General features: G+C 65.9%; 16 protein-coding genes. 6 read left to right on the top strand and 10 right to left on the bottom strand.

Annotated elements, in window-relative coordinates:
* Nucleotides 1-22: 22 nt before the first annotated feature.
* The gene (locus VJ162_RS02260) at nucleotides 23-1132 is read right to left on the bottom strand and encodes a Gfo/Idh/MocA family protein (RefSeq protein ID WP_324662107.1); all 1110 of its coding nucleotides are present in this window, start codon (nucleotides 1130-1132) and stop codon (nucleotides 23-25) included.
* Between the two features lie 3 nt (nucleotides 1133-1135).
* Entirely contained in the window at nucleotides 1136-2104 is a 969-nt protein-coding gene (locus VJ162_RS02255; RefSeq protein ID WP_324662105.1) for a sugar phosphate isomerase/epimerase family protein, read from the bottom strand.
* Nucleotides 2105-2312: 208 nt separating this feature from the next.
* Between VJ162_RS02255 and VJ162_RS02250 the strand changes: the two genes are divergently transcribed.
* Complete coding sequence (locus VJ162_RS02250; RefSeq protein WP_324662104.1) at nucleotides 2313-3563, top strand: mandelate racemase/muconate lactonizing enzyme family protein; 1251 nt, start codon at nucleotides 2313-2315, stop codon at nucleotides 3561-3563.
* Nucleotides 3564-3634: 71 nt separating this feature from the next.
* Here VJ162_RS02250 and VJ162_RS02245 read toward each other — a convergent pair whose 3' ends face one another.
* Both VJ162_RS02245 and VJ162_RS02240 read right to left on the bottom strand, forming a co-directional pair.
* Entirely contained in the window at nucleotides 3635-5197 is a 1563-nt protein-coding gene (locus tag VJ162_RS02245) for a class I adenylate-forming enzyme family protein (protein ID WP_324662103.1), read from the bottom strand.
* Nucleotides 5190-5990 (bottom strand): alpha/beta fold hydrolase, encoded by an 801-nt coding sequence (locus tag VJ162_RS02240; RefSeq protein ID WP_324662101.1) that lies wholly within the window; start codon nucleotides 5988-5990, stop codon nucleotides 5190-5192. Before VJ162_RS02240 ends, VJ162_RS02245 begins: the two co-directional genes overlap by 8 nt.
* A gap of 210 nt (nucleotides 5991-6200) precedes the next feature.
* On the opposite strand from VJ162_RS02240, the gene ppc reads away from it, so the two are divergent.
* Nucleotides 6201-8897 (top strand): phosphoenolpyruvate carboxylase, encoded by a 2697-nt coding sequence (gene ppc, locus VJ162_RS02235; protein WP_324662100.1) that lies wholly within the window; start codon nucleotides 6201-6203, stop codon nucleotides 8895-8897.
* 73 nt (nucleotides 8898-8970) lie between these two features.
* Entirely contained in the window at nucleotides 8971-9423 is a 453-nt protein-coding gene (locus VJ162_RS02230; RefSeq protein ID WP_324662099.1) for a universal stress protein, read from the top strand.
* Between the two features lie 123 nt (nucleotides 9424-9546).
* On the opposite strand, the gene VJ162_RS02225 is transcribed toward VJ162_RS02230, so the two are convergent.
* From VJ162_RS02225 to glpA, 3 genes are read right to left on the bottom strand one after another with little or no spacing between them, the layout of a single operon-like run.
* On the bottom strand, nucleotides 9547-10917 hold the full coding sequence (locus VJ162_RS02225; RefSeq protein ID WP_324662097.1) for an anaerobic glycerol-3-phosphate dehydrogenase subunit C: 1371 nt from the start codon (nucleotides 10915-10917) through the stop codon (nucleotides 9547-9549).
* Nucleotides 10914-12188 (bottom strand): glycerol-3-phosphate dehydrogenase subunit GlpB, encoded by a 1275-nt coding sequence (gene glpB / locus VJ162_RS02220; protein WP_324662096.1) that lies wholly within the window; start codon nucleotides 12186-12188, stop codon nucleotides 10914-10916. The genes VJ162_RS02225 and glpB overlap by 4 nt, the downstream gene beginning before the upstream one ends.
* Nucleotides 12178-13908: an anaerobic glycerol-3-phosphate dehydrogenase subunit GlpA gene (gene glpA, locus VJ162_RS02215; protein ID WP_324662095.1), complete on the bottom strand. Its 1731-nt coding sequence runs from the start codon at nucleotides 13906-13908 to the stop codon at nucleotides 12178-12180. The genes glpB and glpA overlap by 11 nt, the downstream gene beginning before the upstream one ends.
* A gap of 919 nt (nucleotides 13909-14827) precedes the next feature.
* Between glpA and glpK the strand changes: the two genes are divergently transcribed.
* From glpK to VJ162_RS02200, 3 genes are all read left to right on the top strand, one after another.
* On the top strand, nucleotides 14828-16360 hold the full coding sequence (gene glpK, locus VJ162_RS02210) for a glycerol kinase GlpK (RefSeq protein WP_324662094.1): 1533 nt from the start codon (nucleotides 14828-14830) through the stop codon (nucleotides 16358-16360).
* Between the two features lie 3 nt (nucleotides 16361-16363).
* Nucleotides 16364-17449 (top strand): hypothetical protein, encoded by a 1086-nt coding sequence (locus tag VJ162_RS02205; protein ID WP_324662093.1) that lies wholly within the window; start codon nucleotides 16364-16366, stop codon nucleotides 17447-17449.
* A 64-nt stretch (nucleotides 17450-17513) separates the two neighbouring features.
* A complete protein-coding gene (locus VJ162_RS02200; RefSeq protein WP_324662092.1) occupies nucleotides 17514-18686 on the top strand; it encodes a Cdc6/Cdc18 family protein in 1173 nt (390 codons plus the stop codon).
* On the opposite strand, the gene VJ162_RS02195 is transcribed toward VJ162_RS02200, so the two are convergent.
* From VJ162_RS02195 to kdgK1, 3 genes are all read right to left on the bottom strand, one after another.
* Nucleotides 18683-19654: an ROK family protein gene (locus VJ162_RS02195; protein ID WP_324662091.1), complete on the bottom strand. Its 972-nt coding sequence runs from the start codon at nucleotides 19652-19654 to the stop codon at nucleotides 18683-18685. The genes VJ162_RS02200 and VJ162_RS02195 overlap by 4 nt on opposite strands.
* A gap of 50 nt (nucleotides 19655-19704) precedes the next feature.
* Nucleotides 19705-21459, bottom strand: coding sequence for a pyruvate kinase (pyk, locus tag VJ162_RS02190; protein ID WP_324662090.1), 1755 nt, complete (start codon nucleotides 21457-21459; stop codon nucleotides 19705-19707).
* Between the two features lie 121 nt (nucleotides 21460-21580).
* Entirely contained in the window at nucleotides 21581-22540 is a 960-nt protein-coding gene (kdgK1, locus tag VJ162_RS02185) for a bifunctional 2-dehydro-3-deoxygluconokinase/2-dehydro-3-deoxygalactonokinase (RefSeq protein WP_324662089.1), read from the bottom strand.
* Nucleotides 22541-22773: the final 233 nt, after the last annotated feature.

Here is a 22773-nt window from a genome sequence, read left to right as displayed (position 1 = left end):
CGCGCGGTGTGGGCGGGCCGGGTCACCGCACCGACACCCGCTCGCCGCGCTCGTCGCTCTCCTCGACCGCGGCGAGGACCCGCTGGACCGCCAGCCCGTCCGCGAAGCTCGGCTCGTAGGCCCCGCCCCCGGCGACCGCCGAGAGGAACTCGTAGTTCTCGTGGACGAAGGTGTGCTCCCAGCCGATGACGTGGCCCGGCGGCCACCAGTGGTCGACGTAGGGGTCTTCGGGGTCGGTGACCAGAATCGTCTCGTACCCACGGGAGTCCTCGCGCAGCACCTCCAGTTCGTTCAGCCGCTCCAGCGAGAACTTCAGACTCCCCTTCGAGCCCTCTATCTCGATTGTGTGGTCGTTCTTGCGCCCGTTTGCGAATCGGGAGGCTTCGAGGGTCCCCATCACGCCGTTCTCGAAGTCGACCTGCGCGCTGTAGGCGTCGTCGACGGTGACCGCGCGGGTCTCGTTTTCCCCCTCTACGGGTCGCTCGTCGACGAACGTCCGGAGGCGGCCGGACACCTCGGCGATGTCGCCGACGAGGTATCGCGCGAGGTCGATGGTGTGTGCGCCCAGGTCTCCCAGCGCGCCGCTGCCGGCCATCTCCGCGTCGTTGCGCCACGACCACGGCGCCTCGGGGTCGACCAGCCAGTCCTGCAGATACTGCCCGCGGAAGTGGTGTATCTCGCCTAAGTCGCCGTGCTCGATGAGCTCCTTGGCGTACTGGATGGCCGGGATGAACCGGTAGTTGAACGCGATGCCGGCGGGGACCCCCGCGTCGCTGGCCGCGTCGGCCATCGCCTCGGCGTCGTCGAGCGTCGGGGCGAGCGGCTTCTCACAGAACGTCGGCGTCCCGGCCTCCAGCGCGGCGATAGACGGCTCCGCGTGGACGTGGTTCGGCCCGAGATTGTAGAACACGTCCACGTCGTCGACCACGTCGCGCCAGTCGGTCGCGGTTCGTTGGAACCCGAGCCGGTCGGCCGCGTCGGCCAGCGCGGCCTCGTCCCGGCCGACGATGACCTCGCGGTTCACCTCGGGGGCGTCCTCGAAGAACATCGGCAACCGGGCGAAGGCGTTGGCATGGGCCTTACCCATAAACCTGTAGCCCAGCACGCCGATGTCTAAGGGAGTTTCCGGCATGGTTCACTCCGTCCAGTAAACGTCGCCCGGCTGTGTCCTGAAGACGGCGCGGTCCAGCACGTCGACGGCCTTCTCCAGGCCCTCGCGGGCGCTGGTGAGGGAGTCCTCGTGTTCGATGGAGAGAGCACCGTCGTAGCCGACCATCCGCAGGGTCGAGACCACGTCCTTCCAGTGACTCTCGTCGTGACCGTAGCCGATAGAGCGAAAGAGCCACGAGCGGTCGGGCTCGTGGGTGTACGGCGTCGTATCGAGGACGCCCTTCTCGCGGGCCCGGTCCTCGTAGACCTTGGTGTCCTTTGCGTGGAAGTGATGGATAGCGCCGTGTTCGCCCAGCAGCCGGATGGCCGCGGTCACGTCGATTCCCTGCCAGTAGAGATGCGAGGGGTCGAAGTTCGCGCCGATGTACTCGTTTGTGGCGTCGCGCAGTTCCAGCATCCCGTGGGGCTCGTAGATGAGCATGTTCGGGTGCATCTCGATGGCCACGTCGACGCCATGGTCGGCGGCGTGGGCAGCCAGGTCCGACCAGTACTCCGTCGCGACCTCCCACTGGTACTCGTGGGCGTCGGCGTGTTCCTGGGGCCAGGGCGCCGTGACCCAGTTTGGGACCTCGTCGTTCGGGCCGCCGGCGGGCAGCCCCGAGAAGCAGGTCACCGTGTTCACGTCCAGCTGGTCGGCCAGCGTGATGGCCTCCCGTAGCTCCGTGTCCGCGGTCGCGGCCCGCTCCTCGTCGGGGTGCAGGGGGTTGTTGTGCGTCGCGAGGGCGCTCACGCCCAGCCCGTACTCGTCGAGCAGGTCGTGCAACTCGGCCTGAGCCGATTCGTTATCGAGCAGTTCGCCCCGGTCGAGGTGGTCCGACCCCGGGTAGCCGCCACAGCCGATTTCGACGGTGTCGACGCCGATACCGTCGAGATACGAGAGTGCTTCCTCGAGCGACTGGTCGCCGAGTGGGACGGTCAGTACACCGATATCCATATCGGGCGGTACGACAGGTGGTATGATAAAATCCCGGGCAGGGACGGGCCCGCCGCCTGCTGACAGTTGTCTCCGGGACGGTCCTGTGGCGACGCGTCAGGGCGGGAGCGAACCGTGACGGAATCGGTGCCACACTGCGAGGCTCTCGAACCACGGCCGTATCTGCCTATCCTCTAGGTTTTTGTGAGGGGGCAAGCAAGCCACCCGCATGGGAAACGCGAACGACGTTGATTATGCCGATCTGCACGACCCCAACGCGGAGTATACGATGCGAGAGCTGTCCGCTGAAACCATGGGGACCACGGCCAAGCGGGGCGGCGGTCGGGACGTAGAGATCACGGACATCCAGACCACGATGGTCGACGGGAACTTCCCGTGGACGCTGGTCCGTATCTACACCGACGCCGGCGTCGTCGGCACCGGCGAGGCCTACTGGGGCGCGGGCGTCCCCGAACTCATCGAGCGGATGAAGCCGTTCGTCGTCGGCGAGAACCCCCTCGACATCGACCGGCTCTACGAGCACCTGATTCAGAAGATGTCCGGCGAGGGGTCTGTCGAGGGCGTCACGGTCACCGCCATCGCCGGTATCGAGGTCGCGCTGCACGACCTGGCCGGGAAGATTCTGGATGTCCCCGCCTACCAGCTCCTGGGCGGGAAATACCGCGACGAGATGCGGGTGTACTGTGACTGCCACACCGAGGAGGAGGCCGACCCCGACGCCTGTGCCGACGAGGCCCGCCGCGTGGTCGACGAGCTGGGCTACGACGCCCTGAAGTTCGACCTCGACGTGCCCAGCGGCCTGGAGAAAGACCGCGCGAACCGTCACCTCCGCTCCGGTGAGGTCCGACACAAGGCCGAAATCGTCGAGAAAGTCACCGAGGAGGTCAAAGACGAGGCCGACGTGGCCTTCGACTGCCACTGGACGTTCTCGGGTGGCTCCGCGAAACGACTGGCCGAGGCCATCGAGGAGTACGACGTCTGGTGGCTCGAAGACCCCGTCCCGCCGGAGAACCTCGAAGTCCAGGAGGAGGTCACCAAGTCGACGACGACGCCCATCACCGTCGGCGAGAACCGCTACCGCGTGACCGAGGAGCGCCGGCTCATCGAGAACCAGGCCGTCGACATGGTCGCGCCGGACCTCCCGAAAGTCGGCGGGATGCGCGAAACGCGCAAAATCGCCGACGTAGCGAACCAGTACTACATGCCGGTCGCGATGCACAACGTCGCCTCCCCGGTGGCGACGATGGCCAGCGCACAGGTCGGCGCGGCCGTCCCGAACTCCCTTGCCGTCGAGTACCACTCCTACGAGCTGGGCTGGTGGGAGGACCTGGTCGAAGAGACCGTCATCGAGGACGGCTACATCGAGATTCCGGAGGAGCCCGGCCTGGGCCTTACGCTGGACATGGACGCCGTCGAGGAACACATGGTCGAAGGCGACACCCTCTTCGACGAGGCCTGAGACGGGTCGAAGACGTGGAGCGTCGCTCCACGGCGTTCGACAAAGCGCAGGACCGCCCTGCTAACCGGTTCTTATTCGCTTCCGAACCGCTCTCCGATGGCCTGCCGGTCGACTTTCTCCGGGCCCGACGTGGGCATCTCGTCGACGAACGCCAGGTGTTTCGGGACCTTGTAGCCCGCGAGTCGGCCCTCACAGAACGACTCGATGTCGGCGAGCGTCAGCGAGTTGTCGCCCTCGACGACGGCTTTGCCGACCTCGCCCCACCGGTCGTCGGCCACCGGCACGACGACCACTTCGTCGATTTGGTCGTGTTCAGTGAGAACGGATTCGATCTCCGCCGGGTAGACGTTCTCACCGCCGCTGACGAACATATCCTTCTTGCGGCCCTCGATGCGGTAGTAGCCGTCGGCGTCGACGCTGGCGAGGTCGCCCGTGGACACCCACCCGGAACCGAACGTCGCCGCGCTCTCCTCGCTGTCGAGATACCCTGTGGCCGCGTGGGGCGAGCGCAGTTCGAGCTCGCCGACGGCGCCGGTCTCGACGGGCTCGCCGTCGTCGACGATGCGGGCGTCGACGTGCATCGCCGGCTTGCCGACGGTGTCGGCTTTCGTCCCCGGCCAGCCGTCGGGCATCGCGAAGTTGTTCGGGCCACACTCGGTGAGCCCGTACCCCTGCGAGAGGTCGATACCGCGGTCCCACCACGTCTCCATGACGGACCCCCGGCAGGGGCCGCCGCCGGATTTGACGAGTCGCAGCGACGAGAGGTCGGTGGCCACCCAGTCGTCGTGGTCGGTCAGCATACGCAGGACGGCGGGCACCGCCACGAGAACTGTGGCTCCTTCCCGTTCGACAGTAGCGAGCAACTGGCCGGGGTCGAACTCGCGGGCTATCACTACTGTCCCGCCCATGTGCCAGACAGGGACCGTGACGACGTTCCAGCCGCCGGTGTGGAACATGGGGAAGGTAAGCGGCGTCACGTCGTCGTCGCGCAGCCCCCACGAGACGATGGTGTTCAGCGAGTTCCAGACGACCGCGCGATGGCTGACGGCCGTCTCCTTCGGCGTCCCGGTCGAGCCGCCGGTGTGCAGGAGTAGATGGGTGTCGTCGGGCGCAAGGTCGGGCGTCGCAACGGAGCTGTCGTCGTCGGGCAGTTCAGCCGCGTAGGTCGCTGTGTCGGCAGGTGCGTCGCCCGTGCCAGCGTCGTCGCCGGCTTCGATACCCAGAACGGTCGGTGCCGCGGTGTCCGCGTCGGCGAGTGCTGACCGCGTTTCGGGCAAAAACGGCGACTCGACCGCGAGCAGGTCGGGGTCGACCCGGTCTACCAACGCGGCGAGTTCGGGCGGCGCGAGCCGGTGGGAAAGCGGCGCGAGGGCGCTCCCGGTCTTGGCCGTCGCGAGGAACAGGTCCACCAGTTCCGGACGGTTCCGCGAGACGACGGCGACGCGGTCGCCGCGCTCTACGCCCGCCGCCCGCAGCAGCCGGCTCGCGCGGTTGGCCCGCCTATCAAGTGTCGCGTACGTGAACCGCTCGCCCGTCGTAGCGTCGACCAGTCCCACCCGGTCGGGGGTCAACTGGGCCCGCTTCTCGCTCCAGGCGCCGACCCAGGCCTGCGGGCCGTCCGTGAACTCAGACATCGGCCAGGAACCCCCGGAGCGCGTCGTTGACTTCGTCTGCCCGCTCGATGAAGCACAGATGCGGCGCCCCGTCGAGCTCCCGGTAGCGGGCGCTCGGGAGCCGGTCGGCCAGCAGGCGGCCGTTCTCGACGGGGACGACCCTGTCGGCGGAGCCGTGGACGACGAGCGTCGGCACGGTGATATCGCCGAGTCGAGTCGACACGTCGAAGGCCTCGACGGCGGCGGCCTGCCAGGCAAGCGCCCGCTCGCTCGCGTCGCTCTCGATTCGCCAGTCGATGATGCGCTCGACGAGGTCGGCGTTGTCCCGCATGAACGACGCCGTCATCGCCGGCGCCATCTTGTGGCGGCGCCGTTCCCGCTCGTCGTACTCCTCGGGCACGTCGAAGATACGCTGCCGTGTCGCTTCCGGCGTCGGTACCGCCTCGGGGCCGCCGGGCGTCGTACACAACAGCGTCAGCGAGTCGGCCCGCCCGTGGTCGAGGGCGAACTGCTGGGCTATCATCCCGCCCATACTGGCCCCGACGACGTGGGCCGACTCGACGCCGGCGTCGTCCAGTACGGCCGCGAGGTCGTCGGCCATCTCGCCGATGGTGTAGGGGCCTTCCGGCGTGTCGGAGTCGCCGGTCCCGCGGTTGTCCCACAGAACCGCGTCGTACTCCCCGAGGGCCCGGCGCTGCCAGCGCCACATCCAGCGGCCGTAGCCCAGCCCCTCGACGAAGGCGACTGTCTCGGCCTCGGGCGGCCCGTCGCGTTCGTAGGACAGGCGGACGCCGTCGTTGGTCGCAGTTGACATAGCGGGACTACGCGGCCCGCCCGTTTCAAACTGTGTCGGTGCGCGCCCGGCGGCCGGCCGGGCGAGTCTGGCACACACTCTCTCACATCCGAAAATTCAACTCCGTGAATAGGTTCAGAAACCGGTTTCTCATGAACAACCACAGGGAACCGCGGTGCAGTACCTCCCTGATTCAATAATGTTTTAGGCTTCGCATTTGGAGGGACTGGTATGACTTTGCACGCCAGAGAGATAAACCAAGACGTACGGGAGCTTGGCGAGCTCCTGGGTGACGTTCTCGAGGCCCAATCTTCGACTGAAGCGTTCGAGATCGTCGAACGGACGCGAAAGGCCTCGATCGAGTACCGGCGCGGCGACGCCGAGACCCGCGAGGAGGTCGGTCGCACTCTCGACCGCCTCAACCCCGAGATGCAGGACATCGTCGCCCGTGCCTTTACCACGTACTTCGAGCTCATCAACCTCGCCGAGGAGCGCGAGCGAGTGCGGGAGACGAGAGAGGGGAGCCAGGAGGGCATCCTCGCCGACAGCGTCGAGGAGGCCGTCGACATTCTGGACGAACGCGATGCCGGCGCGGCGGAGCTAGAGCAGGTCCTAGAGGACGTGCTCATCGAGCCGACCTTCACCGCCCACCCGACCGAGGCCCGCCGGAAGACCGTGAAGGCGAAGCTCCGGGCGGTCGCCCGGGATCTCGAGCAGCTGGACGAGACTCGGCTGACCGACCGCGAGGAAGAACGGGTCGAACGCGACCTCGCCGCCGAGGTGACGAGCCTCTGGCAGACGCCCCAGGTCCGCGAGCGCCGCCCCGAGGTGACCGACGAGGCGCTGAACGTCCAGTGGTACCTCGAAAACGTCCTCTTTGAGGTCATCGACGAGGTGTACGACGAGCTGGAACGGGCCATCGAGGACCGGTACGACGAGGACATCGACGTCCCCAAGCTCTACGAGTTCCGCTCGTGGGCCGGGTCGGACCGCGACGGCAACCCCTTCGTGACGCCGGAGGTCACCGAGGAGACCCTGGAACGCCAGCGCGACACCATCCTGCCGCTGTACCGCAACAAGCTCAAGGAGCTCTCGGGCGTCCTCAGCCAGGACGCCTCGAACATCACAACCGACGCCACCTTCGACGAGCGACTGGGCAAGCACAAGGAGCGACTGCCCGGCGTCGCCAGCGAGGCCGAGGAGCGCTATCCCGACGAGCCCTACCGCCAGAAGCTCAAGCTGATGCGCGAGTCGGTGCTACGGGTCAGCGACGTGCGACAGGGCGGCTACGAGAACCACGAGGAACTGTTGACGGACCTCCGGGCCATCGCCGAGAGCCTCCGGGAGAACAACGCCGAGGTCATCGCCGAGTCCCACGTCGACCCCCTCATTCGAAAGGTCGACACCTTCGGCTTCTCGCTTGCGGGGCTTGACCTCCGCGACCACCGGAAGATGCACACGGACGCCATCGCCGAGGCGATGGACCGACAGGGCATCGACTACGCCGGGATGGACGAGGACGAACGCGTCGAGTTCCTCACGGAGGCCATCCTGCAGGACGGCTCGGTCATCGACATGGAGGACGCGACCGGCCTCTCGGACGATTCGACCCGCGTGCTGCGGCGGTTCCGCAAGACGGCCGACTGGCAGGACGAGTTCGGCGTCGACGCCATCGACACCTACGCCATCTCCTGGTGTGAGGAACCGAGCCACGTGCTTGAGGTCCTGTTTCTCGCCGACCAGGTCGGCATCGTCGACCTGCCCGGCTACTGCGGGCTGGACATCGTCCCGCTGCTGGAATCGGAGTACGCACTCTCCGGCGCCCGACGCATCATGGGCACCCTCTTCGAGAACGAGGCCTACCAGATGGCCCTGGACGCCCGCGCCGGCATCCAGGAGATAATGCTTGGCTATTCGGACTCCAACAAGGAGAACGGTTTCCTGGCCGCCAACTGGTCGCTGTACAACAACCAGAAGCGCCTGGCAGCGATTACCGACGACTTCGACGTCGACATGCGGCTGTTCCACGGCCGCGGCGGCTCTATCTCTCGCGGCGGCGGGCCGATGAACGACGCGATGCTCGCGCTGCCAAACGAGACCGTCACCGGCCAGATAAAGTTCACCGAGCAAGGCGAGGCCATCGCCGAGAAGTACGCAAACCACGACATCGCCGAGCGCAACCTAGAGCAGATGCTCAACGCGCAGGTCCGGGCCCGCCACAACGCGATGGGCGACCCCGTCGAGGAGATCCCGGAGTCGTGGCGCGAGGCCATGGAGACGGCCGCGCCCGCCGCCCGAGAGGAGTACCAGGACCTGCTGGAGACTGACGGCTTCGTCGACTACTTCGAACAGGCCACGCCCATCACCGTCATCGAGAACCTCAACATGGGCTCGCGGCCGGCCTCCCGCAGCGAGGACCGCAGCGTCGACGACCTCCGGGCCATCCCGTGGGTGTTCTCCTGGACCCAGGCTCGCTGTATCATCCCCGGCTGGTACTCCATCGCCACCGGGCTGAACGCCTACCTCGAAGACGGCGGCGACATCGAGACGCTCCAGGAGATGTACGAGGAGTGGCCCTTCTTCCGGACGAAAATCGACAACGCCTCGCTCGCGCTTGCCCGGACCGATTTCGACATCGCCGAGGAGTACGCCGACCTCGCCGACGACGACCTCCGCGAGCGTATCTTCCCGCGGCTCAAGGACGAGTACGAGGAAACCGTCGACCTCGTCCTCGATATCACCCAGCGCGACGGCCTCCTCTCCCGGGAGTGGCTGGAGGAGAACCTCGAACGCCGTAACCCCTACGTCGACCCGCTGAACCTGCTGCAGGTCCGCCTGCTCGCACAGTCTCACCTCACGGAGACCGAGAAACGGACGCTGCGGCTGACGGTCCAGGGCATCGCCGCCGGGATGAAAAATACCGGGTAACCGTCCGGATACGTGGTACAGTAGCCGTCGTCTTTGCCAAAGGACTTAGGCTCCGGTGGGGAACATATCCGATATGGCACTCGAAACGCTGCTTCTCGCCGTAGGGCCCAACGACGCGAACCGAACCGAAGAGCTGGCAGACACCGTAATCGACATCGCGGGCCCGGCCGGGGCCGACGTGGTCGTCGCGCACGTCTTTACCGACGACGAGTACGAGAACGTCGTCGACCGGCTGGAGTTCTCCGCCGTCGCCGAGGCCGACCCGGACGAGGTCGCCGACCGCCACACGACTATCCGGGAGCTGCGCGAGCTGCTGACCGAGGCCGACATCCCCACAAGCGTCCGGGGGTCGGTCGGCGACCACGGCGACGAAATCGTCGCCCTCGCGAAAGATATCAGCGCCGACCTCGTCGTCGTCGGCGGCCGCAAGCGCTCGCCGACGGGCAAGGCCGTCTTCGGCTCGGTCGCCCAGGAGGTCATGCTGTCGGCCCCCTGCCCCGTGACCTTCGTCCGCGGCGACGAGTAACCGACTCCCACCGTGTTTTCTGCGGATTCGCCATAGCCGGAGCCCACGGCCCGTCGTTCGGGCAACACGTGTGTCACTGGGGCACTGAAACCCGGGAAACGTCGACAGGAAAAGCGCGGTCGGTTACTTCACAAGCGCGGCTTCCAGCAGTTCGAGCGGGTGGCGAATCTCGTAGCCGGTGCCGTGTTCCATCTGGCTCGCACAGGTTGGACACTCGGTCATGCCGACCTCGCCTTCGGCGTGTTCCATGTGTTCGAACATCTCCTCGCCGATCTCCATGGACTTCTCGTATTTCTCCTCTTTCCAGCCGTAGGTGCCCGAGATGCCCGAACAGGACTCCCCGACGTCCTCGATGCCGGCGCCCTCCAGATCGCGGAACAGCTCGACGCTCTGGCGTTCGAGCCCCTGGTTTCGGGCGTGACACGGCGCGTGGTAGGCGAACTCCTCGGCCAGCTCGCCGGAAACCTCGGTCTCCTGGATGTCTTCCTTGATGTCCTCGTGAATGCGCAGATACTCCAGGGACTCGAAGGTGTTCTCGGCGACCTTGTCGATGCCGTCGATGTCGAACAGCTCGGGATACTCCTGGCGCAGCGCCATCGAACAGGAGGTACACGACGCGATGGCGTCGTACCCCTGGTCGACGAGGTCGGACATCGAGGAGACGTTGACCTCGGCGTGGCGGCGGGCGTCGTCTAACATCCCGTTGGCGAACATCGGCGTCCCGGAGCACTTCTGCTCGGGCGCGACGACCTCGTAGCCGTAGTGTTCGAACACCCGGACCATGGCCTGGCCGACGTTCGGGGAGTTGTAGTTCGAGTAGCAGCCATGGAAGTACGCGACCTTCTTGTCGGCGTCGCGGTCCAGTCCCAGCTCCTCGCGGCGCTGCTGGGCGTTGCGGCGGGAGGCGTCGGCGCCACCGCGCTTTGTCCACCACTCGCGGAACGTCTCCTCGGCGAACTCGGGGAACTCCCGCTCTTTGGTGACACCCAGCGTCTTCTCCATCAACCAGCGGGCCGGCCCGAAGTTCATCCCCCAGTTTGCCAGTTTGGGGACCTTGCTCGCGATGGCCGCCGACGTGCGGTAGTTCGCGAGGATGCGGTTGCGGATGTACTCGACGGAGAACTTGTCCATCTGCTCGCTGACGTACTCCCCGCGGGCCGTGTTGTGCATCTGCGACAGCGGGACGCCCGACGGGCAGGCGTTGTCACAGCGCATGCAGTTCGAACACGACATCACGGAGTCGTCTATCTCGTAGTCGTCGTCGGTCTGTTTGAGCCGCCACTGCTCCGGACCCTGGAACTTCGGCCCGGGGAACTCGTCGTCGACCTCGGCGACCGGACAGTTGGTGTCACACACCGAACACTTGAAACAGGAGTCGGCGCCGGGTCGCAGGTCGAAGTCGTTGCTGTCGGGGAAGACGTCGACCGGCTCGAAGTCCTCGCCCGTGTTCGGTTCGACTGGGTCGAAGTCTGTTGGGGATTGTGCGTCGCTCATCGTGCCTCCGCTGCGGCGTTCTCGCCCGCCACGTAGCCTGTCGCAATCGACACTCCGCTACCGGACTTCTCTGCGGCGAAGTCGTAGCCGCCAAGCACCGAGCCCGCGGCCCGCAGGTTCTCGAACTGGACCGCGCTGTCGGCGGTCAGCGGCCGCAGGGTCTCGTCGGTCTCGACACCGAAACTGGCGAAGGGATGGTCGCCGAAGGCGTCGCCGTCGAACCACTCGTAGCGGTCCTCGCCGTGTTCGATGTGACAGTCGAAGATTGGCTCCTCGACGGCCTCGCGGTCGGACTCGATGCCCTTGCCGACCAGCCCGCCCGTCGCGAGGACGTACTGGTCGGCGCTGTTGGGGATTCGCGCGCCGTTTTTCTCGATGTAGACGGTCTCGATGCGGTCGCCGTCGGCGTCGAAGTCAACGACCGGGTTGCCGGTCTCGAAGCTCGCGCCGGCCTCGTCTAAGGCCTCGAAGAGGGCGTCTTCGAGCCGGAGTCCCGGCAGCGACGGCGGTCCCATCGGGACCTCGAAGACATCGGCGCCGATTTTGTCCTCCAAGGCCGCCCGGACAGCGTCAGTGTGGGCGTCCCCGAGGATGGCCGGGAAGCCGACCCGTTTCTCCGTGTCTCTGACGGTGTTTACCCGTTCGGCCAGCGCGTCGCGGGCGCCCTTCTTGCGGCCTCGAACGGCCACGTCGCCGTTGTTGTCCAGTAGCTTGGCGTAGCGGGTTATCTTTGCGTCGGCCTGCAGGTCCCCCGGGAACCGAATCGTTTCGCCCCGAACGTCGAAGGGGACGCCCGTGGCTTCGAGGTGTGCGGCGGCGTGTGGCGCGTCGAAATCGACCATCGATTCGAGCCCGACGAGCAACACGTCGCGGTCGTCACTGGCCAGCCCGGCGGCGGCTCCGGTCGGGTAGCGCGCCGTCGGTTTAATCGTCCCGCCGTGTGTCGGGACCAGGGCGTTGGTGTCAGTGTGGTCGCCCCGATAGTCGGTCACCTCGTCGAACAGCGACATCGACTCCCGGACGGTCTCGACGCCGACCTGCCGGTAGGGGTGTTCCTCGGGCAGGTCGCCCATCGCGGCGTAGGGGTCGGTTACCGGCCCTTCGCCGTCGGGCGTGTAGCCCAGCAGGTCGACCAGCCCGGAGGCGTGGCGCAGTGAGCTCTGCTTGTACGAGACGAGCCGTACGTCCGCGCCCTCGCGGGCGGCTTTGAGCGCGCTGGTCAGCCCAGCGAGCCCGCCGCCGATGACCAGTACCTCGGAGTTAATCGCCATTCCGTGTCCCCCCGTCGGCGGCCACGTCCGCAGTCCCCGAAGCCTCGCCCGCGCGCACGCCGCTGTCGAAGGCGGCAAAGTCGACCGGCTCGCCGTCGGCCGGGTCGTTGTCGCGGTTCTGCGTGGTCGCGTGCAGCGCGTAGTTCAGCGCGGCCTGTGAGAGCTGCTCGCCCCACAGCGCGTGGCGCTGGCCCTTCCAGCGCTCTTGCAGCAGTTCGTCCCAGGCCTCGCGGGCGATATCTTCGCTGTACTCGCCGTGGAGCTCGCTCGCGAGTCGGCTACAGCAAAAGCCGCCCTGGCAGTTCCCCATCGAGGCGCGTGTCCGGATGCGGACCGCGTTCAGGTCCGAGCCGGACTGTTCGATGGCGTCCTGGACCTCGGCGCGGGTGACGCCCTCGCAGTTACAGACGGTGGGGTTCGGGTCGCTGGTCTTGAGCACGTCGTCGGCTCGCGAGCCCAGCCGTTCGACGCTCCGGCGGCCGATGGGCGACCGGAGGCCGAACTCGTCCATGTAGTCGCGCAGCACCGAGAAGTCCTCGCTGCCCGGCAGGGGCTCGTCGGCGGTGCGACACTCGGCGTCGATACCGAACTTGGCACAGACGTGGTCCGATATCTCCTCGCCCATCATCCGGTAGGTCGTGAACTTCCCGCCGACGATGGAGGTCATCCCCTGCAGGTCGTCGCGTTCGTCGTGGTCGAGCAGGAAGTAGTCCCGGGTGATGTCCGTCGGGTCGTCGCTGCCCACGTCCGGGGGCTCGTACAGCGGACGCACGCCCCAGAACGACCGGATGGTCCGGGCCTCGTCGAGCATCGGCACCAGCTCTTTGAGGGTGTCTATCATCTTGTCGACTTCCCACCCCTCCTCGGGGTAGTCCTCGGGGTCCTCTACCTCCTCGTCGGTCGTGCCCAGAATGGCGGTCGTCTCGTGGGGGACGACGATGTCGGCGTCGCCCTTGGGCTTGCAGCGGTTGATGACCGTGTCGACCTGCCGGATGTTCATGATGGTCATCACGCCCTTCGAGGGGCGCACCGCGATGTCGACGCCGGCCATGTCGCCGATGCGGCCGGCCCACGCCCCCGTCGCGTTGACGACGTAGTCAGCGCGTATCTCCTCGGTGCCGCCCTCCTTGCCGTGGATGCGCTTGCCCGAGCCCGAGTCGTGTTCGACTTCGAGGCCGACGACCTCGTCGTCCTCGATGATGAGGTCTGTCACCTTCGAGTGGGTCTCGATGCGGGCGCCGTGTTCCTCGGCGCTTGCCGCGTTCGCCACGACCAGTCGGAACGGGTCGATGGCCCCGTCGGGAACGGTGATCGCCTTCTCGACGTCTTTCGCGAGATGGGGCTCCATCGCGCGGGCCTCCTCGCCGGAGATGACCTCCGCGGGGATGCCACACTCCTTGCAGCCCTCGAGTTTCTTCTGGAAGTACTCCTCCGAGTCTTCGGGGCGTTTGACGAACAGCCCACCGGTCATCTCGACACAGTGACTCGCGATGTCCCGCAGGACCCGGTTTTCCTCGATACACTCGGTCGCACTGGCCTGGTCCGCCACGGCGTAGCGGCCCCCGCTGTGGAGCAGCCCGTGCATCCGTCCGGTCGTTCCGTGTGTTAGGTTCCCCTGTTCGACCAGCGTGACATCGAGCCCCCGCATGGCGAGGTCGCGGGCGATGCCGATACCGGTCGAACCGCCGCCGATGACGGCGATGTGTGGTGTCTGTGCCATCTGTTATACCTCGGCTTTGGCTCGCATACACTTTATTTTACCGCTAAACAGGGGTCCGCCAGTAAATTTTATTAGTAATCATGAATGTTACGTCGGGTCGCGGGAACGGGTTCGCTGTGGCGGGATACTGGTCAGTCAGCAGGTTGCAAAATCAACCGCACCACGCACCGACTGGGAGTCGAGTGCGACCCGTCTGTGCGTAACGGAGAAATACCACTAACACGAGTAGATAGGTCAGGCGATTACTTATTTCCGGCGTCGATAGGTGCAGTCCGCCCCTGCCGCACCCGAATTTTTCCCTATCATCGCGCGCACGCTCACGAAAGCTATACGGGTATCGGTGCAGGCGACGGATTGGTCGGGCTATCGGACGATGAACTGACGGCGTCGACGCATCTCGAACGGTCAGTGCTGTCCCGAGCGGCTGAGACCGATTGCCTAGTGTGTCGACTTCCAACTCCCGGCCTGTCCTGACCGGCGTCGTTTCAGGCGCGGTCCCGACAGTGTGTGGCAAGCACCCAGTGACGGACGGGCGAGCGAACTGCATGGCGGCTGGCCGGGATAGGTCATGACTGCGCGACAGGCATTATTTATCATATATTTTACTGGCTCTACGCCGCGCCTCGGTCCGGGAGGGCGATTTCATCGCAATATTTGCCGTAATATCGGTTTCAACCGCGCCCGAGCGGCCTGCAGGCAGGGAGATATTTTTCAACCAGGATATAGTATTGCGCAATAATATCAGTTAGGCTATTCCAAATATGCCATATTCCCGCTCTTGAGCATCTCTCAGCCCGTTCTCGGTGTTTTTTACTACCTCTCCGACGCCAGCAGTAATCTTTATAATGATTCACTATATTGTTTACTCTCAAGGCGGGGTCTTGGATAAACAAGGTCCGCCCAACGGAGAACACACACAATGGCAGACACATACGTCGGTGCGATCGATCAGGGGACGACCGGAACCCGCTTTATGGTATTCGACCACAGCGGTCAGGTCGTCGCGAACGCGTACGAGAAACACGAACAGATCTACCCGGAGCCCGGCTGGGTCGAGCACGACCCGATGGAGATATGGGAAAACACCAAAGACGTCGTGACGACGGGTCTCGACGAGGCCGACCTCGACCCCGAGCAACTCGAGGCCATCGGGATCACGAACCAGCGTGAGACCACGATTGTATGGGACAAGGAGACCGGCAAGCCGGTCCACAACGCGCTGGTCTGGCAGGACCGCCGGACGACCGACCGCGTCGAGGAGATTCAGGAAGAGGGCAAAGTCGAGTGGATCCGCGAGAAGACGGGTCTGGAATGTGACGCGTACTTCTCGGCGACCAAGACCGAGTGGATCCTCGACAACGCCGAACCGCTGAAGATGGAAGCCTCCCGCGGCGAGGACGTTCGCAAACGAGCCGAGCAGGGCGAACTCCTCATGGGGACCATCGACACGTGGGTTATCTACAACCTCACCGGCAACCACATCACGGACGTCTCGAACGCCTCCCGGACGATGCTGTACAACATCCGGGACCTCGAGTGGGACGACGAGCTCCTCGATGAGTTCAACGTGCCCAAATCGATGGTGCCGGAAGTCCGCCCGTCCTCCGACGAGAACACCTACGGCTCCACGGACGCCGACGGATTCCTGGGCGCGGAAGTGCCGGTCGCGGGCGCGCTGGGTGACCAGCAGGCCGCGCTGTTCGGCCAGACCTGTTTCGACGAGGGTGACGCGAAGAACACCTACGGGACCGGTTCGTTCTACCTGATGAACACCGGGACCGAGGCCGTCGCCTCGGACAACGGGCTCCTGACGACCATCGGGTTCCAGATGTCGGGCGAGCCGGTCCAGTACGCGCTGGAGGGCTCGATTTTCATCACCGGTGCGGCGATCGAGTGGCTCGAAGACGTGGACCTGATCAACAACGCCGCCCAGACGGCGGAACTGGCCCGCTCCGTGGACTCCACGGACGGCGTCTACATGGTGCCGGCCTTCACCGGCCTGGGCGCTCCCCACTGGGACGGCCGCGCACGCGGGACTATCGTCGGTATGACCCGTGGCACCCGCAAAGAACACATCGTCCGTGCGACGCTGGAATCTATCGCCTACCAGACCCGCGACATCGCGGAGGCGATGGAAGAAGACTCGGGCGTCGAGACGACGACGCTGCGGGTCGACGGCGGTGCAGTCAAGAACAACTTCCTCTGTCAGCTCCAGTCCGACATCATCCAGACGGACATCGCGCGACCCGAGGTCGACGAGACCACCGCCCTGGGCTCGGCGTACGCCGCCGGCCTGGCCGTGGGCTACTGGGACACCGTCGACGAACTCCGTGACAACTGGCAGATCGACCGCGAGTTCAGCCCCGAGATGGACAGTTCCAAGGCGGACAAGCTCTACAGCCGCTGGGACGACGCCGTCGAGAAGTCCCTCGACTGGGCACAGGAGGAATAAACCATGGTGGACCCAGTACTCCTCCAGATAGACGTCCTCGGTGGGCGAACGGGTGCGGAGTTCGCCTACTGGCTGATAGCGGCCTTCGCAGGCGGCGCGTTCGGTGCGGCCATCGGCGCACTGCCCGCGTTCTGTTTCACCGGCTTCGCGGTCATCGCCGGGGAAGCGGCCAACCTCGTGAGCGTCGTGACGGAAGGCTCGGCAGTCGAACTCGGTTCGTCCGGGATAACCGGCCTCGTCGGCTTCGGCCCGGTCTTCGGTCCGCATATCGCCTTCGCCGGCGGTGCGGCCGCGGCCGCCTACGCAGCCAAGAAGGAAGGCGCCATGCCGCCACAGGAAGACGGCGGCTACCACCCCGGGAAGGACATCGCCTACGCGCTCGGTACGCGCCCGGACGTCCTCGCCGTCGGTGGTGCCTTCGGTATCTTCGGCGCACTCTGTAACGTCCTGCTGAGCAACCTCGTCGCCACGGCCGTCGCCTTCGACACCATCGCGTTTACGGTGTTCTTCTCGGCGCTCGTCCACCGAGTGGTCTTTGGCTACTCGCTGTTCGGGTCGCCCGGCGGCAGCGGTTACTTCGACATGACGCCGTTCGAGAACGGCGAAGAGGTCGCCGCCGACGGTGGTAGCGAAGTCATGCGCCCGGCCGTCGAGCCGTGGCTCCCCCACCAGTACAAGTGGGGCAACGTCGCCATGATCGGCCTCGTCGCCGGTCTGCTCGGTGGCTTCCTCGTCATCACGACGGGGAGCATGTTCCTCGGGTTCGGTATCTCCGCGGCGTCGCTGACCTTCCTCAACCTCGGCGTCGAGAAGATTCCGGTCACCCACCACATGACTCTGCCCGGCAGCGCCGGTGCGGCCGCGTTCGTGGCCGACCCGACTGGGACGTCCCAGCTCGTCGCGCTCGTCATGGGCGGCGTCTTCGGTATCGCCGGTGCCCTCATCGGTGAGGCCGGCCAGCGTGTGTTCTACGCACACGGTGACACCCACGTCGACCCGCCTGCGTTCGGCATCTTCGTGACCACGCTCATCATCGGGATCCTGGGCGTCGCCGGTGTCACGCAGCGAGCACTGTTCGTCCCCTTCTAACCGGGACACCACATCGGATTCCATTTTTGTACAAAGCCCGTAGCCGGAGACAACTGTAGCACCAATGGATATAGAAGCCAGAATCAAGCGACGCCAGCAACACGACGGCGAGCCACGCTTGGTTCAGGACTACGAGTCGCTGTCGCCGGTGACACACATCGACGAGCCGGCCGACAGGGGGCCGCTGCTTGAGCGGTTGCTCGACCATCTGGATCCGGTTTTCGACGGGAAGCTGCCCGCGAACGCGTATCTGTACGGCCCCAGCGGGGTCGGCAAGAGCGCCGTGGTTACGGCCCTTTTCAGGCAGCTCGACCAGCTACCGACCGAAACACGGACCATCATCCACACGACGACGCGGGCCCAGGCGCTTGCCTCGCCCTCGTTTGTCTACCTGGACACCAGACAGACCACAAGCGAGTTCGCCTTCTATCACGCGGTACTCGACGCACTGGTCGAGGAGACGGTCCCCGAACACGGTATCGGGACGGACACACTGCGGGCGCGTCTCCACGACGAACTGGACGGGGCCCGGACGGGCGTCGTCGTCGCTGTCGACCACGTGGGCGAACCACGGAGCGCCTCGGAGAACGACCTCGTCGACCTGTTTGCCGGCCTGCCAAGCAACGTAAGTTGGCTGGCGATAGGCCGGAAACGGCCCGCCGAGACCGAACTCACGGAGTACACTGCCGAGTCCATCCGCGTCGACCCGTACAAACAGCAGATGCTCGTCGACGTGTTGATGACACGGGCCTCTATCGGCCTCTCCCAGCAGGCGATCGACCACGACCTCGCCAACGAGATCGCCGCGTGGGCCGACGGGAACGCCCACGACGCCCTGGCCGCACTGTTTATCGCGACCCACTACGCCGAGAAAGCGGACCAGTCCACGCTCACCAGCGAAGATGTCACAGCGGCTATCGACGAAATCCCGAGACCCTGCGTGTCACTTGGAATCGTCCTCGCGTTGCCCGCGAACAGACAGGCCGTGCTACGGGAGCTCGTCGACCTCGAAGAGACAGAGCGGTCCTCCGTCACGGCGACCACCGCAGCAATCGGCGGCGCGGAAAGCGTCGACCTCTCGCCGGGGACAGTAAAGCGGTTCCTGTACGAGATGGCCGAAGCAGGGGTCGTCGAGCGCGTCCAGGCGACGACACAGAGCGGACAGGGCAGACCGCCCAGTCGCGTCGAACCGCGGTTCCCGCCGACGGTGTTCCGGCGGCTCTACGACCTCGGCTAGCGGCCCGACGACGTGTCGCCGGTGCCCCCGGTCAGCGCCGAGGCCAGGGCCCCGCGTACCACGACGTCGTCACCGTATGTCGTCAGCTGGATGTCCGGGATGTTCGACATCACCATGTCGTCAAGGCGCTCCCGGATGGGGTCTATGATCTGGTCGGGGTTGTTGATAGCGACGGCGCCGCCGACAGAGATGACAAGCGGCGCGTAGGCGTGGACGATGTTGGCGACGCCGATAGCGTTCCAGTGGGAAATCTGCTCTAAGACGTGGGTCGCAAACTCGTCCTCACCGGCGTACTCGAAGACATCGGCCGCGGTAAAGCCCTCCGTGTCGATTGGGAGGGCGGTCTCGACGGGGTCTTCCCGGTGGAGCCGGGTCGCATAATCGGGGATGTTCTCGCCCGAGCAGTACGCTTCCCAGTGGCCGTCGTGGCCACAGCCACAGGTCATAAAGCCGTGTGGATCGACCGTGAGGTGGCCGACTTCGCCGGCGTTCCCGTCCCACCCCCGCAGGACGTTCCCGTCGACGGCGACGCCGGCACCGATGCCCGAGGAGATGGTAAGATACGCCATATCGTCGGGGTTCCGGTCGGCGTAGTAGCGCTCGCCGATGACCCCTGCGTTGGCGTCGTTGTGGAGGTAGACCCGCTCGGTATCGAAGAGGTTCTCGACGGGCCCGACGAGGGGGATGCGGTCGATTGAGTCCGGGAGGTTCGCGGGGTTCTCGACGGCGCCACCAGCCAGGTCAAGCGGGCCAAAGGAGGCGATTCCGGACGCGACGACCTCCGACGGCGCGACGTCGGCGGCCTCACACGCACCCCGGAGGGCGTCGAGGACGGCCTCGGTCACGTCGATACCGGTCGGCCCGCGAGGGGTATCCCGCTTGTGGGAGGCGATGATTGCCCCGTCCGCGTCGCCGATGACAGCCCTGATATGCGTCGCACCGAGGTCGACCCCAGCGTATGCGCCCATTTGGTCAGACGGTGTCCCTTTGAGTACTTAACTGCACAGATTCGCGGTAACTATCGGTCCGGGAGCTGCTCGCGGGTGGCGGACTCCTCGTAGACGACGCCACGCTCGGCATCGAGGGTGAGGACGTCGCCGTCAGCGGTGTCCGGAAGTGCCGCGTCGGAGATCATCGGAATCGATAGCTCGCGAGCGACGATGGCGGCGTAGCTCGTGATGCCCTCGTGGGCGTCGACGATCCCGCCGATACGCTCGGTGTCGCCGGAGAACTCCCCGTCGAACCCACGTGGCACGACGAGAAGTGCCCCTTCCGGTGCGTCGGAGATGTCGCCGCCACCGACGTGGTAGACAGGCCCGGTCACCAGCCCCTCGACGACGGACCGCCCGCTTGTGACCGTCTCGGCGGCGACGTGGACCTTCAGCATGTTCGCGGTGTTCATCCCGTCCAGTTCAGTCATCATCCCCGAGAGGACGACGACGGTGTCCCCGCCGTCTGCGGCGTCGGTGTCCAGGGCGGCCTGCACCGCGCTCTGGATGACGGCGTCGGCCCCGTCCTCAGTGTATCTGGTTGTGACGGGGATGATACCCCAGGAGAGCGCGAGCTTCCGACGGACCCGCTCGCTGGGCGTCGAGGCGACGATGGGGATCGACGGTCGATACTTCGCGGCTTTCAGCGCCGTGTACCCCGACTCCGAGGCGGCGACGACGGCGTCCGCCTCGATGTCGCGCGCGAGGAAGCGCGCCGAGCGGGCCAGCGCGTCGGTTCGGGTGTCGCCGGCGTTGGGGATGCGCTGTTCGCGCGACTCGGCGTACTCCTCGCTGCTCTCGACATCCCGGACGATGCGGTCCATCGTCTCGACGACGCGGGCGGGGTGGTCGCCGATTGCCGTCTCGCCCGACAGCATCACGGCGTCGGTGCCATCCAGCACGGCGTTGGCCACGTCTGAGGCCTCCGCACGCGTTGGTCGGCGGGAGTGTACCATCGAGTCAAGCATCTCCGTCGCCGTGATGACGGGGACGCCGGCCTGGTGACACTTCCGGATGACGCGCTTCTGGATTATCGGGACGTCTTCGAGGGGCATCTCGACGCCGAGGTCGCCCCGGGCGACCATGATACCGTAGGCGGCGTCGATGATAGAGTCGATGTTCTCGACCGCGCCCGCACGCTCTATCTTCGCGATGATGGGGATGTCGACCCCTTTCTCCTCTAGAGCCTCGTTTATCTCGTAGATGGCGTCGCCGTCGCGGACGAAAGAGGCGGCCACGAAATCGGGCTCCTTCTCGGCGGCGACCTCGATTTCCTTCCGGTCGTTTTCGGTGATCGTCGACAGGTCCAGGTCGACGCCGGGGACGTTGACGCCTTTCCGACCGCCCAGTTTGCCGCCGTTTTCGACGTGAGCGACCACGGTGTCGCCGTCGACGCTCTCGACGGTGGTCTCGATGCGACCGTCGTCAAGCAGAACGCGGTCGCCCGGGCCGGCGCTACCGATGGACTGGGAGAGGCCGACCTCTTCGGGGGTGGCGTCGTCGCCGACGACAAAGCGGACCGTCGACCCGGCCGACAGCTGGATCGGCTCCTCGATCGGAGCGGTCCGGACCTCGGGCCCGGGCATGTCGAGCATCGAGGCGACCGGCGTGTCGACCCGCTCGTCGACCTCCTTGATGCGGTCTATCATGGTCCGGCGGTGTTCGGGCGACCCGTGGCTGGCGTTGAGCCGGGCGACGGACATCCCCGCCTCCGCCAGGGCCTCTATCTGTTCGACGGAGTCGCTCGCCGGGCCGAGCGTACAGACGATCTTGGCGCTACGCATCGGCGAGTCCCCCTACAGAAGGCGAGTGAAACGCTGTCGGTAGTTGAATCATACTCCCCCGTACCGAGCCAGGGGATAAGAAGCTTATTAGACACCCCAGTTTTCGCGTGCCGGCTGTCGACTATCGGGACAGCGCCTCGGTGTCCCCGTCGATCACGTCACGGACCTCGGCCGGTGAGACGATCGCCACGTCGCCGGGGACCGACCGCTTGAGCGCGGCGGTCGCCGCGCCCCACGCGAGCGCCTCCGGGACCGGCTCGCCGTCGAGATACTGTGAGAGAAAGCCACCGACGAACGCGTCGCCGGTCCCGACGGGATAGGCGTCGGACGCCTCGTAGGTCGGCTGGGTGAACACCGAGCCATCGGTGAACGCCAGCGCCCCGTCGCCACCGCGGGTGACGACGACGACTTCAAAGCCGTACTGCTCGTCGAGCTCTCGGGCGATGGATTCGGCGCCGCCGTCAGCGCCGAGGACGACCTGCGCGTCGCGCTCGGCGACGACCAGAATATCTATGTCCGGAAACAGGTCGACAAGCACGTTCCTCGCCTCAGATGGCTCCCAGAGGTTCGAACGGAAGTTGACGTCGAAGCTCGTGTGGACCCCGTTTGCTCGTGCCCGCTGGAGCAGTTCGGCGGTCGTCCCAGCCAGGGTTTCCGAGAGTGCGGGCGTGATACCCGTCGTATGGAGACAGTCCGCGTCGGCAAGTACCGATGTCGGGAGTTCGTCTACCGTCGCCGTCGTCACACTCGCGTGTGCGCGGTCGTAGGTCACTTCGCTCCCTCGCGGGGGGCGCCCCCGCTCTAGGTAGTACGTGCCCTGTCGCCGCTCGGGTGAATCGTCCCAGACGACGTCCACCGAAACGCCGTGGCTCCGGAGGTCAGCGGTGACTTTCCGGCCGACAGGGGAGTCCGGGAGCTTCGAGAGCCAGGCGCTGTCTACCCCCAGCCGCTGGGCGGCGACGGCCACGTTGGACTCGGCCCCCGCGACGTCGACATCGTACCGGTCGGCCGTTTCGAGACGTTCCTCATCGGGCGGGGAGAACCGGAGCATCGTCTCGCCGAACGTAACCAGGTCGACCATACCCGGTCATCATCACCGGTCGGGTATAAATCCAGTCACACGTCCCCCGGGTAATCAACGGTACGAAGCGCCCCGGCATAGGTTCGGAGGATGGGGGTAATAACAAACGAAACACGGGGTGAAAGCGGAATTTGGACTACTCTCAGCAACAGCAATAGCTCGTCGTCACGGTCGACAGCGAGAGTACGATTTCACGGGACAGGTGCCGCAAAAACAGGTCGAAATGCCGAGAG

The organism is Haloarcula sediminis (assembly GCF_035656455.1).
Classification (GTDB): domain Archaea; phylum Halobacteriota; class Halobacteria; order Halobacteriales; family Haloarculaceae; genus Haloarcula; species Haloarcula sediminis.
Note: the sequence above shows the minus strand (reverse complement) of the source record. Positions and strands in the feature narration are given on the sequence as shown.

What these genes read in the sequence shown, in the direction of transcription:
- kdgK1 (WP_324662089.1), bottom strand. Translation starts at nt 22,540, where the DNA reads ATGGTCGACCTGGTTACGTTCGGCGAGACGATGCTCCGGTTCTCCCCG.
- VJ162_RS02245 (WP_324662103.1), bottom strand. Translation starts at nt 5,197, where the DNA reads ATGTCTGAGTTCACGGACGGCCCGCAGGCCTGGGTCGGCGCCTGGAGC.
- VJ162_RS02225 (WP_324662097.1), bottom strand. Translation starts at nt 10,917, where the DNA reads ATGAGCGACGCACAATCCCCAACAGACTTCGACCCAGTCGAACCGAAC.
- VJ162_RS02200 (WP_324662092.1), top strand. Translation starts at nt 17,514, where the DNA reads ATGGATATAGAAGCCAGAATCAAGCGACGCCAGCAACACGACGGCGAG.
- VJ162_RS02260 (WP_324662107.1), bottom strand. Translation starts at nt 1,132, where the DNA reads ATGCCGGAAACTCCCTTAGACATCGGCGTGCTGGGCTACAGGTTTATG.
- VJ162_RS02195 (WP_324662091.1), bottom strand. Translation starts at nt 19,654, where the DNA reads ATGGGCGCATACGCTGGGGTCGACCTCGGTGCGACGCATATCAGGGCT.
- VJ162_RS02205 (WP_324662093.1), top strand. Translation starts at nt 16,364, where the DNA reads ATGGTGGACCCAGTACTCCTCCAGATAGACGTCCTCGGTGGGCGAACG.
- VJ162_RS02240 (WP_324662101.1), bottom strand. Translation starts at nt 5,990, where the DNA reads ATGTCAACTGCGACCAACGACGGCGTCCGCCTGTCCTACGAACGCGAC.
- glpB (WP_324662096.1), bottom strand. Translation starts at nt 12,188, where the DNA reads ATGGCGATTAACTCCGAGGTACTGGTCATCGGCGGCGGGCTCGCTGGG.
- glpK (WP_324662094.1), top strand. Translation starts at nt 14,828, where the DNA reads ATGGCAGACACATACGTCGGTGCGATCGATCAGGGGACGACCGGAACC.
- VJ162_RS02230 (WP_324662099.1), top strand. Translation starts at nt 8,971, where the DNA reads ATGGCACTCGAAACGCTGCTTCTCGCCGTAGGGCCCAACGACGCGAAC.
- glpA (WP_324662095.1), bottom strand. Translation starts at nt 13,908, where the DNA reads ATGGCACAGACACCACACATCGCCGTCATCGGCGGCGGTTCGACCGGT.
- VJ162_RS02255 (WP_324662105.1), bottom strand. Translation starts at nt 2,104, where the DNA reads ATGGATATCGGTGTACTGACCGTCCCACTCGGCGACCAGTCGCTCGAG.
- ppc (WP_324662100.1), top strand. Translation starts at nt 6,201, where the DNA reads ATGACTTTGCACGCCAGAGAGATAAACCAAGACGTACGGGAGCTTGGC.
- VJ162_RS02250 (WP_324662104.1), top strand. Translation starts at nt 2,313, where the DNA reads ATGGGAAACGCGAACGACGTTGATTATGCCGATCTGCACGACCCCAAC.
- pyk (WP_324662090.1), bottom strand. Translation starts at nt 21,459, where the DNA reads ATGCGTAGCGCCAAGATCGTCTGTACGCTCGGCCCGGCGAGCGACTCC.